This window comes from Aeromonas sp. 600886 (genome assembly GCF_049174935.1).
GTDB classification, from domain to species: domain Bacteria; phylum Pseudomonadota; class Gammaproteobacteria; order Enterobacterales; family Aeromonadaceae; genus Aeromonas; species Aeromonas veronii_A.
On sequence record NZ_JAAKUB010000021.1, the window covers coordinates 1 to 14,722 of the forward strand.

29 protein-coding genes and 1 pseudogene are annotated in these 14,722 nt (G+C 52.6%); 2 read left to right on the forward strand and 28 right to left on the reverse strand.

Annotation, left to right across the window (positions count from 1 at the left end; translation table 11 throughout):
* Nucleotides 1-113: 113 nt before the first annotated feature.
* Together G5179_RS15500 and G5179_RS15505 are read left to right on the forward strand one after the other, a co-directional pair.
* Nucleotides 114-356, forward strand: a complete 243-nt coding sequence (locus G5179_RS15500) for a hypothetical protein (RefSeq protein ID WP_421258694.1) — start codon at nucleotides 114-116, stop codon at nucleotides 354-356.
* A 122-nt stretch (nucleotides 357-478) separates the two neighbouring features.
* A pseudogene (locus G5179_RS15505) lies at nucleotides 479-611 on the forward strand (gamma carbonic anhydrase family protein); the annotation flags it as partial.
* A gap of 217 nt (nucleotides 612-828) precedes the next feature.
* On the opposite strand, the gene rplQ reads toward G5179_RS15505, so the two are convergent.
* From rplQ to rpsJ, 28 genes are all read right to left on the reverse strand, one after another.
* The gene (rplQ, locus tag G5179_RS15510; protein ID WP_005307999.1) at nucleotides 829-1,212 is read right to left on the reverse strand and encodes a 50S ribosomal protein L17; all 384 of its coding nucleotides are present in this window, start codon (nucleotides 1,210-1,212) and stop codon (nucleotides 829-831) included.
* 43 nt (nucleotides 1,213-1,255) lie between these two features.
* The gene (locus G5179_RS15515) at nucleotides 1,256-2,245 is read right to left on the reverse strand and encodes a DNA-directed RNA polymerase subunit alpha (RefSeq protein ID WP_005307997.1); all 990 of its coding nucleotides are present in this window, start codon (nucleotides 2,243-2,245) and stop codon (nucleotides 1,256-1,258) included.
* A 25-nt stretch (nucleotides 2,246-2,270) separates the two neighbouring features.
* A complete protein-coding gene (gene rpsD, locus G5179_RS15520; protein WP_005342696.1) occupies nucleotides 2,271-2,891 on the reverse strand; it encodes a 30S ribosomal protein S4 in 621 nt (206 codons plus the stop codon).
* Between the two features lie 39 nt (nucleotides 2,892-2,930).
* The gene (gene rpsK, locus G5179_RS15525) at nucleotides 2,931-3,320 is read right to left on the reverse strand and encodes a 30S ribosomal protein S11 (RefSeq protein WP_005307993.1); all 390 of its coding nucleotides are present in this window, start codon (nucleotides 3,318-3,320) and stop codon (nucleotides 2,931-2,933) included.
* Between the two features lie 14 nt (nucleotides 3,321-3,334).
* A complete protein-coding gene (rpsM, locus tag G5179_RS15530) occupies nucleotides 3,335-3,691 on the reverse strand; it encodes a 30S ribosomal protein S13 (protein WP_005307991.1) in 357 nt (118 codons plus the stop codon).
* Nucleotides 3,692-3,830: 139 nt separating this feature from the next.
* Nucleotides 3,831-3,944, reverse strand: a complete 114-nt coding sequence (gene rpmJ / locus G5179_RS15535; protein WP_005319705.1) for a 50S ribosomal protein L36 — start codon at nucleotides 3,942-3,944, stop codon at nucleotides 3,831-3,833.
* 27 nt (nucleotides 3,945-3,971) lie between these two features.
* A complete protein-coding gene (gene secY, locus G5179_RS15540; protein ID WP_005307989.1) occupies nucleotides 3,972-5,300 on the reverse strand; it encodes a preprotein translocase subunit SecY in 1,329 nt (442 codons plus the stop codon).
* Nucleotides 5,301-5,308: 8 nt separating this feature from the next.
* The gene (gene rplO / locus G5179_RS15545) at nucleotides 5,309-5,746 is read right to left on the reverse strand and encodes a 50S ribosomal protein L15 (RefSeq protein WP_005342691.1); all 438 of its coding nucleotides are present in this window, start codon (nucleotides 5,744-5,746) and stop codon (nucleotides 5,309-5,311) included.
* Nucleotides 5,747-5,748: 2 nt separating this feature from the next.
* Entirely contained in the window at nucleotides 5,749-5,928 is a 180-nt protein-coding gene (gene rpmD / locus G5179_RS15550) for a 50S ribosomal protein L30 (protein ID WP_005307985.1), read from the reverse strand.
* Between the two features lie 6 nt (nucleotides 5,929-5,934).
* A complete protein-coding gene (gene rpsE / locus G5179_RS15555) occupies nucleotides 5,935-6,435 on the reverse strand; it encodes a 30S ribosomal protein S5 (protein ID WP_005342686.1) in 501 nt (166 codons plus the stop codon).
* 14 nt (nucleotides 6,436-6,449) lie between these two features.
* The gene (gene rplR / locus G5179_RS15560) at nucleotides 6,450-6,803 is read right to left on the reverse strand and encodes a 50S ribosomal protein L18 (RefSeq protein ID WP_005340606.1); all 354 of its coding nucleotides are present in this window, start codon (nucleotides 6,801-6,803) and stop codon (nucleotides 6,450-6,452) included.
* 9 nt (nucleotides 6,804-6,812) lie between these two features.
* Nucleotides 6,813-7,346: a 50S ribosomal protein L6 gene (gene rplF, locus G5179_RS15565; protein WP_005340607.1), complete on the reverse strand. Its 534-nt coding sequence runs from the start codon at nucleotides 7,344-7,346 to the stop codon at nucleotides 6,813-6,815.
* A 13-nt stretch (nucleotides 7,347-7,359) separates the two neighbouring features.
* Nucleotides 7,360-7,752, reverse strand: coding sequence for a 30S ribosomal protein S8 (gene rpsH, locus G5179_RS15570; protein WP_005307980.1), 393 nt, complete (start codon nucleotides 7,750-7,752; stop codon nucleotides 7,360-7,362).
* A gap of 21 nt (nucleotides 7,753-7,773) precedes the next feature.
* Nucleotides 7,774-8,079: a 30S ribosomal protein S14 gene (rpsN, locus tag G5179_RS15575; RefSeq protein WP_005340609.1), complete on the reverse strand. Its 306-nt coding sequence runs from the start codon at nucleotides 8,077-8,079 to the stop codon at nucleotides 7,774-7,776.
* Between the two features lie 10 nt (nucleotides 8,080-8,089).
* Nucleotides 8,090-8,629 (reverse strand): 50S ribosomal protein L5, encoded by a 540-nt coding sequence (gene rplE, locus G5179_RS15580; RefSeq protein WP_005331162.1) that lies wholly within the window; start codon nucleotides 8,627-8,629, stop codon nucleotides 8,090-8,092.
* A 13-nt stretch (nucleotides 8,630-8,642) separates the two neighbouring features.
* Nucleotides 8,643-8,960, reverse strand: a complete 318-nt coding sequence (rplX, locus tag G5179_RS15585) for a 50S ribosomal protein L24 (protein WP_005307977.1) — start codon at nucleotides 8,958-8,960, stop codon at nucleotides 8,643-8,645.
* Between the two features lie 11 nt (nucleotides 8,961-8,971).
* Nucleotides 8,972-9,340 (reverse strand): 50S ribosomal protein L14, encoded by a 369-nt coding sequence (gene rplN / locus G5179_RS15590; RefSeq protein WP_005307975.1) that lies wholly within the window; start codon nucleotides 9,338-9,340, stop codon nucleotides 8,972-8,974.
* A 147-nt stretch (nucleotides 9,341-9,487) separates the two neighbouring features.
* Nucleotides 9,488-9,736, reverse strand: a complete 249-nt coding sequence (rpsQ, locus tag G5179_RS15595) for a 30S ribosomal protein S17 (protein ID WP_005307966.1) — start codon at nucleotides 9,734-9,736, stop codon at nucleotides 9,488-9,490.
* Nucleotides 9,736-9,927 (reverse strand): 50S ribosomal protein L29, encoded by a 192-nt coding sequence (gene rpmC, locus G5179_RS15600; protein ID WP_005307965.1) that lies wholly within the window; start codon nucleotides 9,925-9,927, stop codon nucleotides 9,736-9,738. Before rpmC ends, rpsQ begins: the two co-directional genes overlap by 1 nt.
* Nucleotides 9,927-10,340: a 50S ribosomal protein L16 gene (gene rplP / locus G5179_RS15605; RefSeq protein ID WP_005340612.1), complete on the reverse strand. Its 414-nt coding sequence runs from the start codon at nucleotides 10,338-10,340 to the stop codon at nucleotides 9,927-9,929. Before rplP ends, rpmC begins: the two co-directional genes overlap by 1 nt.
* A gap of 13 nt (nucleotides 10,341-10,353) precedes the next feature.
* Complete coding sequence (gene rpsC / locus G5179_RS15610) at nucleotides 10,354-11,067, reverse strand: 30S ribosomal protein S3 (RefSeq protein ID WP_005307962.1); 714 nt, start codon at nucleotides 11,065-11,067, stop codon at nucleotides 10,354-10,356.
* 3 nt (nucleotides 11,068-11,070) lie between these two features.
* On the reverse strand, nucleotides 11,071-11,415 hold the full coding sequence (gene rplV / locus G5179_RS15615) for a 50S ribosomal protein L22 (protein ID WP_005319741.1): 345 nt from the start codon (nucleotides 11,413-11,415) through the stop codon (nucleotides 11,071-11,073).
* A 10-nt stretch (nucleotides 11,416-11,425) separates the two neighbouring features.
* Entirely contained in the window at nucleotides 11,426-11,704 is a 279-nt protein-coding gene (gene rpsS / locus G5179_RS15620; RefSeq protein ID WP_005307960.1) for a 30S ribosomal protein S19, read from the reverse strand.
* A gap of 22 nt (nucleotides 11,705-11,726) precedes the next feature.
* Complete coding sequence (gene rplB / locus G5179_RS15625; RefSeq protein ID WP_005340614.1) at nucleotides 11,727-12,548, reverse strand: 50S ribosomal protein L2; 822 nt, start codon at nucleotides 12,546-12,548, stop codon at nucleotides 11,727-11,729.
* A gap of 15 nt (nucleotides 12,549-12,563) precedes the next feature.
* Entirely contained in the window at nucleotides 12,564-12,866 is a 303-nt protein-coding gene (gene rplW / locus G5179_RS15630) for a 50S ribosomal protein L23 (RefSeq protein ID WP_005307955.1), read from the reverse strand.
* Nucleotides 12,863-13,468: a 50S ribosomal protein L4 gene (gene rplD / locus G5179_RS15635; RefSeq protein WP_005340616.1), complete on the reverse strand. Its 606-nt coding sequence runs from the start codon at nucleotides 13,466-13,468 to the stop codon at nucleotides 12,863-12,865. The genes rplW and rplD overlap by 4 nt, the downstream gene beginning before the upstream one ends.
* Before the next feature lie 17 nt (nucleotides 13,469-13,485).
* Nucleotides 13,486-14,118 (reverse strand): 50S ribosomal protein L3, encoded by a 633-nt coding sequence (gene rplC, locus G5179_RS15640; protein WP_005340620.1) that lies wholly within the window; start codon nucleotides 14,116-14,118, stop codon nucleotides 13,486-13,488.
* Between the two features lie 22 nt (nucleotides 14,119-14,140).
* Nucleotides 14,141-14,452 carry a 30S ribosomal protein S10 gene (gene rpsJ, locus G5179_RS15645; protein WP_005307944.1) on the reverse strand — a complete coding sequence of 104 codons (312 nt, stop codon included), beginning with the start codon at nucleotides 14,450-14,452 and terminating at the stop codon, nucleotides 14,141-14,143.
* Between the last annotated feature and the right edge of the window lie 270 nt (nucleotides 14,453-14,722).

The window sequence follows — 14,722 nt, forward strand, 5'->3', positions numbered from 1 at the left end:
GCGTTCAATCTGAGCCATGATCAAACTCTTCAATTTAAGTTTGGTTGCTTCGAAAAGCGGCTCAATGAATTGCTGAAATAAACTGTTCGACTTCTTATTGCTAAGAAATCGTCTTGGTCACTTCACCAGACATTGAAAATCAAAAATTGTTTTTGATGTTCGATGCTGCGAGTGCCCACACAGATTGCTTGATTCAAATTGTTAAAGAGCGACGCAACAGTGTGTTGCTGCGGGAGTGGCATTCTACTCAACCGCCTTCTCGAGTCAAGCCTTATTTGCAAAGGCTTTTCGAGGTTATCGACTTAGGCTTTGCGTTGCCGCTTGCCGTGTCGATGGAGGCGCATTATAGGGAGTGAATTCGTTCTGGCAACCCCTCTCCTGCAATAAAATTGCAAAAAACTGCTCTTTTTTAGTTATTCATATCCAGCCACAGCTTTTATACAAACTTATCCACAGAAACAGGCTTCAGGTTGTTAGAATGACCGAAAACAAGGAGGCCAAGATGGACTTGCGACTGAGACCCTACAAAGGAAAACGCCCGCAATTAGGCAAACGGGTATATGTAAGACCCCTGCGTCACCCTGGTAGGTGATATCAACTGGCCAATGATGCTTAAATGAAGTGAGCTGGCTATCCATCATTTCGCCAGGCTCAGGAACCACCCTTCCTTCATATATAGATGCAACAAGATGATAGAGTGAGGCAGTTGAGGCAGTTGAGGCAGTTGAGGCAGTTGAGGCAGTTGAGGCAGTTGAGGCAGTTGAGGCAGTTGAGGCAGTATCAAAATCTCTTAAAAGAAAAGCCGGGACAAGCCCGGCTTTTTCTTTATCACTCAGCAGCTGCTTCAGCAGCGGCCGGGCGGTCTACCAGCTCAATATAAGCCATAGGGGCGTTGTCGCCAGCACGGAAACCGCATTTCAGAATGCGAGTATAACCGCCGGCGCGCTCCAGGTAGCGCGGGCCCAGTTCATTGAACAGCTTAGCCACGATCGCGTTGTCGCGAGTGCGGGCAAATGCCAGACGACGATTAGCAACGCTATCAGTCTTGGCAAGGGTGATCAGCGGTTCAACTACACGACGCAGCTCTTTTGCCTTAGGCAGAGTCGTCTTGATGATCTCATGACGAACCAGGGAGCTGGCCATGTTGCGGAACATAGCCTGACGATGGCTGCTGTTCCGGTTCAGTTGACGACCACTCAAACGATGGCGCATGACCTTATCCTTCTAACTAAATCTGTGAAACCCGTAATCTGGATTACTCGTCAGCGATGCTGGCGGGCGGCCAGTTCTCAAGGCGCATGCCAAGAGACAGACCACGGGAGGCCAACACGTCCTTGATCTCAGTCAGGGACTTCTTACCGAGGTTAGGAGTCTTAAGCAACTCAACTTCGGTACGCTGTACCAGATCACCAATATAGTGGATAGCTTCTGCCTTCAGACAGTTCGCAGAACGAACTGTCAGCTCCAAATCATCGACAGGACGCAGCAGAATCGGATCAAACTCGGGTTTCTCTTCTTTCTTCTCGGGCACACTGACATCGCGCAGATCCACGAAGGCTTCCAGTTGCTCAGCCAAGATAGTGGCAGAACGACGGATGGCTTCTTCAGGATCCAGAGTACCATTGGTCTCCATGTCGATAACCAGCTTGTCCAAGTCGGTACGCTGTTCCACACGTGCTGCCTCAACATTGTAGGCAATACGAACGATGGGGCTGAACGCGGAGTCCAGCAGCAGGCGACCAATCGGACGCTCTTCGTCATCGTTGTGAACACGAGCAGAAGCAGGCACATAACCACGACCGCGCTGAACTTTCAGGCGCATGCTGATTTCAGCATTGGCACCAGTCAGGTGGCAGATTACGTGCTCCGGGTTTACGATCTCGACTTCATCACCGTGAGTGATATCACCTGCGGTAACGGGGCCTGTTCCAGACTTGGTCAGGGACAGAGTTACCTCGTCCTTGCCTTCCAGCTTCACAGCGATACCTTTCAGGTTGAGCAGGATTTCAAGAATGTCTTCCTGTACACCTTCTTTGCTGCTGTACTCATGCAGTACCCCGTCAATTTCGACTTCAGTAACTGCACAACCGGGCATAGAAGACAGCAAAATACGACGCAGGGCGTTGCCCAGCGTGTGACCAAAGCCACGCTCGAGTGGCTCAAGAGTCACTTTCGCATGAGTCGGGCTAACTTGCTCGATGTCAACTAGCCGCGGTTTAAGAAAATCTGTTACAGAACCCAGCATTGTGTCCTCTCTTTAGAAGCTAGCTTTACTTGGAGTAAAGCTCGACGATCAGCTGTTCGTTAATGTCGGCAGACAGGTCGGAACGCTCTGGCAGGCGCTTGAAGGCACCTTCCATTTTAGCGGCATCAACCTCTACCCAAGTCGGCTTCTCGCGCTGACCAGCAACCTCAAGGGCAGCTTTGATACGCGCTTGCTTCTTAGCCTTCTCACGAACGCAGATCACGTCCTCAGGGGAAACCTGGAAAGAAGGAATGTTCACAACGCGGCCGTTTACCATGATGGCCTTGTGGCTCACCAGCTGACGAGATTCAGCGCGGGTAGCACCGAAGCCCATGCGGTATACGACGTTGTCCAGACGACCTTCCAGCAGCTGCAACAGGTTTTCACCGGTGTTACCCTTTTGACGGGCAGCGTCGCGGTAGTAGTTGCGGAACTGTTTTTCCAATACGCCGTAGATACGACGAACTTTTTGTTTCTCGCGCAGTTGCACACCGTAATCGGACAGACGGGGCTTGCGAGCGCCGTGCTGACCAGGAGCGGTGTCAATCTTGCACTTAGAATCAATCGCACGAACACCAGACTTCAGGAAGAGGTCTGTGCCCTCACGACGGCTAAGCTTAAGCTTAGGACCGATATATCTTGCCATCTTCTTTCTCCAACAATCCTAGACCAAGTAGCTACAGCGTTACACGCGGCGCTTCTTGGGAGGACGACAACCGTTGTGCGGGATCGGAGTCACATCAGTAATGTTAGTGATGCGGAAACCAGCCGCGTTCAGGGCGCGGATGGAAGACTCACGACCGGGACCCGGACCTTTGACCATGACTTCCAGGTTCTTGACGCCATATTCTTTGGCCATCTCACCAGCGCGCTCGGCAGCTACCTGAGCAGCGAACGGGGTGGACTTACGAGAACCACGGAAACCGGAACCACCAGAAGTAGCCCAAGACAGAGCATTGCCCTGACGGTCAGTAATGGTCACGATTGTGTTGTTGAAAGATGCATGAACGTGCGCAATACCGTCGCTCACTTGCTTTTTAACGCGCTTGCGAGCACGAGTCGGAGTTTTAGCCATTTTCTACCTTCCCGTTACTTCTTGATAGCCTTGCGCGGACCCTTACGGGTACGAGCGTTGGTCTTGGTACGTTGACCACGAACAGGCAGGCTACGACGGTGACGCAAACCACGGTAGCAACCCAGATCCATCAATCGCTTGATGTTCATGGAAATCTGACGACGCAGGTCACCTTCAACGGTGAATTTACCTACTTGTTCACGCAGACTCTCGATCTGAGCTTCGTCCAGGTCTTTAATTTTCACATTCTCAGCGATACCGGCTGCGGCACAAATGGCCTTGGAGCGGGTACGACCGACGCCATAAATCGCAGTCAAAGCAATGACTGCATGCTTATGGTCAGGAATGTTAATGCCAGCGATACGGGCCACTATTCACTCCTACATATAGTAGATTACGACCACCACAAAGCCCGTGAGCGGATACGTGGCGGTCAACCAATACACAACAAAAGTTGGCTGGCTATATTAGCCAGCACAACTATTTGTTGCAAGTACTAACCGTAAAAAATTAGCCTTGGCGCTGTTTATGCTTTGGCTCGCTGCAAATCACACGCACCACACCGTGACGCTTGATGATTTTGCAGTTACGGCAGATTGCCTTAACGGAAGCACGAACTTTCATTGCTTAACTCCGTAACTACGCCGACCTTTAGCGGCCGTAGCCCTTCAGGTTGGCCTTCCTCAGGACGTCACCATATTGATGAGACATCATATGGGTTTGTACCTGAGCCATGAAGTCCATGATAACCACCACAATAATCAGCAGCGAAGTGCCACCGAAGTAGAACTGTACGTTCCAGGCAGTCATCAGGAACTGGGGTACCAGACAGATAAAGGTTATATAGAGCGCACCTGCCAATGTCAGGCGAGTCATAACCTTATCGATATAACGTGCTGTCTGCTCGCCCGGGCGGATCCCCGGGATAAAGGCTCCACTCTTCTTCAGGTTATCTGCTGTCTCGCGGGGGTTGAACACCAGCGCGGTATAGAAGAAACAGAAAAAGATAATGGCTGCTGCATACAGCATCTCGTAAAGCGGCTGACCCGGCTGCAGGACCATAGAGACCTGTTGCAGGATATCAGCGACTTTACCCTCACCCTGACCAAACCAGGAGGTAATGGTACCCGGGAAGAGGATGATACTGGATGCGAAAATCGCAGGAATCACACCAGCCATATTCACTTTCAACGGCAGGTGCGTGCTTTGCGCGGCAAATACCTGGCGGCCTTGTTGACGCTTGGCATAGTTAACGACGATACGACGCTGACCACGCTCCACGAACACCACAAAGTAAGTCACTGCGAAAACAATCAAGCCCAGCAACAACAACAGCAGGATGTGCAATTCCCCTTGACGTGCCTGTTCGGCCGTAGCGCCAATGGCATGCGGCAGACCAGCAACGATACCTGTGAAAATAATCAACGAGATACCATTACCAATCCCACGCTCGGTAATCTGCTCACCCAACCACATCAAGAACATGGTACCGGTGACCAGACTCACAACCGCTGTGAAATAGAAGCCCAAACCCGGATGAGTCACGAGTCCTTGCATCATATTCGGCAGACCGGTTGCAATACCAATGGCCTGGAAAGTTCCCAAAACCAGCGTGCCCCAACGGGTATATTGGCTAATCTTGCGACGGCCGGATTCACCCTCTTTCTTGAGTTCAGCAAGAGCAGGATGAACCACTGTCAGCAGCTGGATAATGATCGACGCCGAAATGTACGGCATGATCCCCAACGCAAGAATAGAAGCACGCGATAGTGCACCACCACTGAACATGTTGAACATCTCAATGATGGTGCCCTTCTGTTGCTGGAACAACTCGGCCAGTACGGCGGCGTCAATACCAGGAATCGGCACATAAGAGCCTGCACGGAAAACGATAATCGCCCCGAGAACGAAGAGCAGACGGCTCTTCAGTTCACTCAGACCACCCTGTGCTTTAACATCCAATCCTGGTTTCTTAGCCATTGTACTGATTATTCCTCGATTTTACCGCCAGCGGCCTCGATGGCTGCACGTGCACCTTTGGTGACGGACAGACCACGAACGGTCACAGCACGGTCAATGTTGCCAGACAGAACAACTTTAGCGAACACGATGTTCTTGGTCAGAACGCCGGCTTGCTTCAGAGTGCTCACGTCGACTACATCACCTTCTACCAGGGCGATTTCGTTCAGGCGCACTTCGGCAGATACCAAAGATTTGCGAGAGAAGAAACCGAACTTCGGCAGACGGATTTTCAAAGGCATCTGGCCGCCTTCGAAACCGTTGCGGACTTTACCGCCACCGGAACGAGAGGTTTGACCTTTAACACCACGACCACCGGTCTTGCCCAGACCAGAACCGATACCACGGCCCGGACGGTGCTTAACGCGCTTGGAACCAGCGGCCGGAGACAGAGTATTCAGACGCATGCTTAGCCCTCCACCTTAACCATGTAATAAACCTGGTTGATCATACCGCGTACGCAAGGAGTATCTTCCAGCTCAACGGTGTGACCAATGCGACGCAGACCCAGACCACGCAGAGTCGCCTTGTGCTTTGGCAGACGGCCGATAGAGCTGCGAGTTTGAGTTACTTTTACAGTGTTAGCCATGTCGCATTACCCCAGAATTTCTTCAACGCGCAGACCACGCTTGGCAGCGATCTGTTCCGGTGACTGACCGTGAACCAGAGCGTCTACAGTTGCGCGAACAACGTTGATTGGGTTGGTGGAACCGTAGGTCTTAGCCAGCACGTTGTGGATACCAGCAACTTCCAGAACGGCACGCATAGCGCCGCCTGCGATGATACCAGTACCTTGGGAGGCCGGCTTCATGAACACGGTGGAACCGGAGTGAACACCTTTCACCGGGTGGTGCAGGGTGCCGTTGTTCAGTTCAACCTTGTTCAGGTTACGCTTGGCCTGTTCCATTGCTTTTTGAATAGCAGCCGGAACTTCACGGGCTTTACCGTAACCGTAACCTACACGGCCGTTACCATCACCCACCACGGTCAACGCGGTGAAGGACATGATACGACCACCTTTAACAGTTTTCGAAACACGGTTTACTGCAATGAGCTTTTCTTGCAGTTCGCCGGCTTGAGATTCGACTTTAGCCATCTTCGACTCCTAGCTTAGAACTGAAGACCAGCGTCACGTGCGGCAGCTGCCAGGGCAGCGATGCGACCGTGATACTTGAAACCGGAACGATCGAAAGATACGTTCTGAACGCCTTTGGCAATAGCACGCTCAGCGATAGCTTTACCTACAGCGGTAGCCGCATCTGCGTTACCGGTGTATTTCAGAGCTTCACTGATGGCTTTCTCTACTGTGGAAGCAGAGGCCAGAACTTCGGAACCGTTGGCTGCAATAACCTGCGCATAGATATGACGCGGGGTACGGTGAACAACCAGACGGGTAGCTCCCAGTTCCTGCATCTTTTTCCGAGCACGAGTAGCACGACGGAGACGAGCTGCTTTCTTGTCCATAGTGTTACCTTACTTCTTCTTAGCTTCTTTAGTACGCACTTGCTCGTTGGCATAGCGTACACCCTTGCCCTTGTAGGGCTCCGGAGCGCGGTAAGCACGGATATCGGCGGCGACTTGGCCAACCAGCTGCTTGTCGACACCACGCAGAACGATTTCTGTGGCAGTCGGGCACTCAGCGGTCACACCAGCCGGCAGCGCATGCTCTACCGGGTGAGAGAAGCCCAGAGCCAGCGCAACAGCATTGCCCTTGATGGAGGCTTTATAACCTACACCAACCAGCTGCAGCTTGCGCTCGAAGCCTTGGGTAACACCGATTACCATGTTGTTGACCAATGCACGGGCAGTACCGGCCTGAGCGTCAGCACCAGCGATGCTGCCGCGCGGGGCGAACTTCAGTACATTGTCTTCTTTGGTCACTTCTACACCGGCGTGAATAGAGCGAACCAGAGAACCTTTACCACCTTTGATGGTCAGTTCCTGGCCGTTCAGAGTCACCTCTACGCCAGCAGGAATAGTGACGGGTGCCTTAGCAACACGAGACATTTCCTACCTCCTATTAAGCGACGTAGCAGATGATCTCACCGCCCATGCTTGCTTTGCGAGCAGCACGGTCAGTCATCACACCTTTAGACGTGGACACGATAGCAACACCGAGACCGCCCATAACTTTCGGCAGATCAGTAGTGCGCTTGTAAATACGCAGGCCTGGACGGCTTACGCGTTGGATCAGTTCTACAACTGGCTTGCCCTGGAAATATTTCAGTTCAATTTCCAGTTCCGGCTTCACGTCACCAGCTACGGAGTAGCCAGCGATGTAACCTTCTTCTTTCAGCACTTTGGCGATAGCCACTTTCAGCTTGGAAGAAGGCATGGAAACCGCAACTTTGCTCGCCGCCTGACCGTTACGGATGCGGGTCAGCATATCCGCGATCGGATCTTGCATGCTCATAAGTCTAACTCCCGAGATTCGTTACCAAGAAGCCTTCTTCAGGCCCGGAATTTCGCCCTTCATGGCATGCTCACGCACCTTGATGCGAGACAGGCCAAACTTGCGCAGGAAACCGTGCGGACGACCAGTAATATTGCAACGGTTACGCTGGCGGGACGGACTGGAATCACGGGGCAGCTGTTGCAGTTGCAGTACAGCATCCCAACGCGCTTCTTCAGAAGCGTTCATGTCAACGATGATAGCTTTCAGCTCGGCACGCTTGGTCGCGTACTTGGCTACCAGCTTGGCACGCTTTGCTTCGCGCGCTTTCATGGATGTTTTAGCCATAACCCTAACCTTACTTGCGGAATGGGAAGTTAAAGGCAGCCAGCAGAGCACGGCCTTCTTCATCGGTATTCGCGGAAGTGGTGATGGTGATATCCAGACCACGGACGCGATCGACTTTGTCATAGTCGATTTCCGGGAAGATGATCTGCTCACGCACGCCCATGGAGTAGTTACCACGACCGTCGAACGCTTTAGCGTTCAGGCCACGGAAGTCACGGATACGCGGTACGGAGATGCAGATCAGCCGTTCCAGGAACTCCCACATACGCTCGCCACGCAGGGTTACTTTACAACCTATCGGGTAGCCTTCACGAATCTTGAAGCCCGCAACAGATTTGCGAGCTTTGGTGATCAGCGGCTTCTGACCGGAAATGGCAGCCATATCGGCAGCAGCATTTTCCAGCAATTTCTTGTCAGAGATCGCTTCACCAACACCCATGTTCAGGGTGATTTTCTCGATCCGAGGGACTTGCATGATAGTCTTGTAACCGAACTGCTTGGACAGTTCATTTACTACATCGGATTTGTAGTAATCATGCAGTTTCGCCATCGTTAAACTCCAATTACTTCACAAGTTCGCCGGTGGATTTGAAGAAACGGACTTTTTTGCCGTCTTCAATCCGGAAACCAACGCGGTCAGCTTTGCCAGTGGCAGAGTTGAACAGCGCTACGTTTGATACATCGATGGGGGCTTCTTTGGTGACGATACCGCCAGCCTGACCCAGTGCGGGTACCGGCTTCTGGTGTTTCTTCACCTGGTTGATGCCTTCCACGATTACCTTACCTTTTGCAATCAGGACTTGAGTGACTTTGCCACGCTTGCCCTTGTCTTTGCCGGTAAGAACAATCACTTCGTCTTCGCGACGGATTTTAGCTGCCATCGTTCGACTCCTTACAGTACTTCGGGTGCCAGGGACACAATCTTCATGAACTTCTCATTACGCAGTTCACGGGTCACCGGGCCAAAAATACGAGTACCGATTGGCTGTTGGTTGTTGTTAAGCAACACAGCCGCATTGTTGTCGAAACGGATGACAGAGCCGTCCGGACGACGAACGCCTTTACGGGTGCGTACGACCACCGCGTTATACACATCACCTTTCTTCACTTTACCGCGAGGAATGGCTTCCTTGATGGAAACCTTGATGATGTCGCCGATGCCGGCGTAACGGCGGTGCGAGCCACCCAGAACCTTAATACACATTACACTGCGAGCGCCGGAGTTGTCGGCAACACCCAGCATACTTTGCATCTGGATCATCTTAGTGCTCCGCTTTGTTTACTTCTTATCCCTAATGGGATCTGGCTGCCTTCAAAAGGCGCGAAACTATAACACAGGATTTTCAGAAAAGGTAGCCTAAAAAACAAACGGCCCCTGAAAGGGGCCGCTTGGACTACAAAGTACCGATTAGGCCTTTTCTACAACGGCAACCAGGGTCCAGGACTTGGTCTTGGACAGCGGGCGGCATTCGCGGATTTCCACGAGGTCGCCAGCTTTGCACTCGTTGTTTTCGTCATGCACGTGCAGCTTGGTAGTGCGCTTGATGATCTTACCGTAGATCGGGTGCTTTACCTTGCGCTCGATAGCAACAGTGATGGACTTGTCCATCTTGTCGCTGATTACACGACCTTGCAGAGTACGGATCTTGTCAGTCATTACGCACCTGCCTTCTCAGTCAGTACAGTCTTGATACGTGCGACGTCACGACGCACTTGTTTCAGAGTGTGAGTCTGAGCCAGCTGGCCGGTGGACGCTTGCATGCGCATGTTGAATTGCTCACGCAGCAGGCCCAGCAGCTCCTGGTTCAGTTCTTCGACGCTCTTTTGACGCAGATCTTGGGCTTTCATCACATCACCGTCTTAATTACGAAAGTGGTCTGAACAGACAGCTTAGCTGCGGCCAGGGCAAACGCTTCACGCGCCAGAGCCTCAGGTACACCGTCCATCTCGTACAGAACCTTGCCAGGCTGGATCGGGCAAACCCAGTATTCCACGTTACCCTTACCTTTACCCATACGAACTTCGAGGGGCTTTTCGGTGATGGGCTTGTCCGGGAACACACGGATCCAGATCTTACCTTGACGCTTAACGTGACGGGTCATGGCACGACGGGCTGCTTCGATTTGACGAGCAGTCAGTTGACCACGGGATGTCGCCTTCAGGCCAAAGGTACCGAAGGATACTTCGTTACCAGAGGTGGCCAGACCGCGGTTACGACCCTTGTGGGTCTTGCGGAATTTAGTACGCTTAGGTTGCAACATTTACCGAATCTCCTTACTTAGCAGCGCGGCGCTTGTTGTCACGCTTGGGCTTTGCAGGAGCTTGCTCTTGAGCAGCGGCAGCGTTAACAGCAGCCAGACCGCCCAGAACTTCGCCCTTGAAGATCCAAACTTTAACGCCGATCACACCGTAAGTGGTGTGGGCTTCAGAAGTTGCGTAGTCGATGTCGGCACGCAGGGTGTGCAACGGCACACGACCTTCACGGTACCATTCGGTACGCGCGATTTCAGCGCCGCCCAGACGACCGGAAACTTCCACTTTGATGCCCTTGGCACCCAGGCGCATTGCGTTCTGTACGGCGCGCTTCATAGCACGACGGAACATTACACGACGCTCCAGCTGGGAAGTGATGCTGTCGGCAACAAGTTTGCCATCCAGCTCCGGCTTGCGGACTTCGGAAATGTTGATCTGAGCAGGCACGCCAGCAATAGTGGCTACAGCTTTGCGCAGCTTCTCAACGTCTTCGCCTTTCTTACCAATTACAACACCCGGACGAGCGGTGTGAATGGTCACACGGATGCTCTTGGCCGGACGCTCAATGGTGATCTTGGACAAGGACGCGTTTTTCAGTTCCTTGGTCAGGAACTGGCGTACTTGAAAATCGCTGTACAGGTTGTCAGCGAAGTCTTTGGTGTTCGCGAACCAGGTAGAATTCCAAGGCTTGGTAATACCCAGGCGAATGCCATTAGGATGTACTTTCTGACCCATTGCTTATCTCCCAGCCTTAGCGTCGGATACCACTACAGTGATGTGAGCGGTACGCTTGAGGATACGATCCGCACGACCTTTGGCACGCGGACGGATGCGCTTCATGGAGGGACCTTCGTCGACCATGATAGTAGCAACACGCAGCGCGTCGATATCGGCGCCTTCGTTGTGCTCAGCGTTTGCAATGGCAGATTCCAGCACTTTCTTAACCAGCACTGCAGCCTTTTTCGGGCTGAAGGTCAGGATATTCAGAGCCTTGTCTACGGACAGACCACGTACTTGATCGGCTACCAGACGAGCTTTCTGGGCAGAAGTACGGGCATAACGGTGTTTAGCGATAGCTTCCATCATTTATCCCTTAGCGCTTCTTAGCCTTCTTATCAGCAGCATGGCCGCGATAAGTACGAGTCGGTGCGAATTCACCCAGTTTGTGACCGATCATTTCTTCGGTAACGAAAACCGGAACGTGCTGACGACCATTATGGACAGCGATGGTCAAACCGATCATGTTCGGGATGATCATTGAACGACGGGACCAGGTTTTAACCGGCTTTTTATCCCCGCTTTCCACCGCTTTCTCTACCTTCTTCAGCAAGTGCAGGTCAATAAATGGACCCTTCTTGAGAGAACGTGGCATGGTGATTCCTCTATGTTAACAATTACTTGTTACGACGACGTACGATGTACTTGTCGGTACGCTTGTTCTTACGGGTCTTGAAGCCTTTAGCCTTCTGGCCCCATGGGGACACAGGCTGCATGCCCTTGTTACGACCCTCACCACCACCGTGCGGGTGGTCAACCGGGTTCATCGCCATACCGCGAACGGTCGGACGAATACCACGCCAGCGGTTTGCACCGGCTTTACCCAGTTGACGCAACATGTGCTCGGAGTTACCGACTTCACCGATGGTAGCGCGGCACTCGGCCAGAACTTTACGTACTTCGCCGGAACGCAGACGCAGAGTTACATAGTTACCTTCACGAGCCAGGATCTGGATGAAAGTACCAGCGGAACGAGCCAGCTGGGCACCTTTACCAGGCTTCATCTCTACAGCGTGAACGGTAGAACCAACCGGGATGTTGCGCATCGGCAGGGCGTTACCTACCTTGATGGCTGCATCAGCACCAGAAGCGATCGCGTCACCAGCTTTCAGGCCTTTCGGAGCCAGGATGTAACGACGCTCACCATCTGCATACAACACCAGAGCGATGTTAGCGGTACGGTTCGGATCGTATTCCAGGCGCTCTACTTTAGCCGGGATACCGTCTTTGTCGCGCTTGAAGTCGACGATACGGTAGTGCTGCTTGTGACCACCACCGATATGACGGGTAGTGATACGGCCGTTGTTGTTACGACCACCGGACTTGCTTTTGCTGTCCAGCAGAGCGGCGAAGGGCTTGCCCTTGTACAGCTCTTGATTGACGATCTTGACGACGTGGCGGCGGCCCGGAGAAGTAGGCTTGCACTTAACGATTGCCATTTTTGAGAACTCCTCTTACTCGGCTGCGCCCATGAAGTCGATGTCCTGACCAGCTTTCAGGGTCACATAAGCCTTTTTCCAATCGGAACGACGGCCTACGCGTGCACCTGCGCGCTTGGTCTTACCCTTCATGTTCAGGGTACGGACGGTCTCAACTTCGACCTCGAACAGTTTCGCAACTGCAGCTTTGACTTCCGCCTTGGTAGCATCAACAGCAACTTTGAACACGATAGTGTTCTGCTTTTCTGCAACCATGGTGCTCTTTTCAGAGATGTGCGGAGCCTTCAGAACTTTCAGCAGACGCTCTTCACGGATCATGCCAGCATCTCCTCGATTTGCTTAACTGCGTCAGCAGTCATCAGAACCTTGTCGAAAGCGATCAGGCTGACCGGGTCGATACCGGCAACGTCACGCACGTCAACTTTGTACAGGTTGCGAGCAGCCAGGAACAGGTTCTCATCGACTTCAGCAGTCACGATCAGAACGTCAGTCAGTTCCATTTCTTTCAGCTTGGCGATCAGTTCTTTGGTCTTCGGAGCTTCGATGCCGAACTTCTCAACAACGATCAGGCGCTCTTGACGTACCAGCTCGGACAGAATGCTACGGATAGCGCCGCGGTACATCTTCTTGTTTACTTTCTGGCTGTGATCTTGCGGCTTAGCAGCAAAAGTCACACCACCGGAACGCCAGATGGGCGAACGGATGGAGCCAGCACGGGCACGACCAGTACCCTTCTGACGCCACGGCTTTTTGCCGCCACCAGACACTTCAGAGCGAGTCAGCTGCGCACGAGTACCCTGACGGGCACCAGCGGCATATGCAACGACAACCTGGTGAACCAGAGCTTCGTTGAATTCGCGCCCGAAGGTAGTCTCGGAAACTTCAAGAGCGCTCTTGGCGTCTTTCATTACCAATTCCATTACTATCTCCTCAGACGTTACGCTTTGACGGCAGGTTTGACGATCACGTTGCCGTTGGTTGCACCCGGTACTGCACCTTTGATGAGCAGCAGGTTGCGTTCAGCGTCAACACGAACCAGTTCCAGGTTCTGAGTCGTTACACGCTCAGCACCCATGTGACCAGCCATCTTTTTGCCCTTGAATACACGACCCGGAGTCTGGTTCTGACCGATAGAACCCGGAACGCGGTGAGACAAGGAGTTACCGTGGGTCATATCCTGGGTGCGGAAGTTGTGGCGCTTAACAGTACCAGCAAAGCCCTTACCTTTGGATGTGCCGGTAACGTCTACCAGCTTAACGTCAGCGAGAAGATCTACTTTCAGCTCGCTACCAACAGTGAAAGTTTCACCGTTGTTCAGGCGGAATTCCCACAGACCGCGACCGGCTTCTACACCAGCTTTGGCGAAGTGGCCAGCTTCCGGCTTGGTCACACGGCTGGCTTTTTTGGCGCCAGTGGTAACCTGAATAGCGTTGTAGCCGTCGGTTTCTACAGATTTGACCTGAGTTACACGGTTAGCTTCAACTTCGATAACAGTCACCGGGATAGAAACGCCATCTTCAGTGAAGATGCGAGTCATACCCACTTTGCGACCTACAAGACCGATTGTCATTGTTATCAACCTCTTTCCGTAATTAACCCAGGCTGATCTGGACGTCTACACCAGCTGCCAGATCCAGACGCATCAGGGCGTCTACGGTCTTGTCAGTCGGCTCAACGATGTCTACCAGACGCTTGTGAGTGCGGATCTCGTACTGATCACGCGCATCTTTGTTGACGTGCGGGGAGATCAGGACGGTGAAGCGCTCTTTGCGAGTCGGCAGCGGAATAGGACCGCGAACCTGCGCGCCAGTGCGCTTAGCAGTTTCAACGATTTCCGCAGTGGATTGATCAATCAGGCGATGATCAAAAGCCTTCAGGCGGATACGGATTCTTTGGTTCTGCATTGACAGAGCTCCAATAGATAAAAGAACATAAATCAACACCGCCCGACCGAGATTGCTCCCGCCAGAGGTGTGATTTTTCACGTTTCCCCCCATATCGGGAGGACTGTATGGCTGGCTCCTGTAAACAGGAAACTCAGCAGCAGACATATCGTCTGGCTTACCTCATGGGTAAGCGGAGGGGATTATACGGATTTTTCAAATTTGCGCAAGGGCGAGCGAACAGATTATGCGCAGTTTTATGTGACAGATGGATCTCGCCTGCGGCAACGC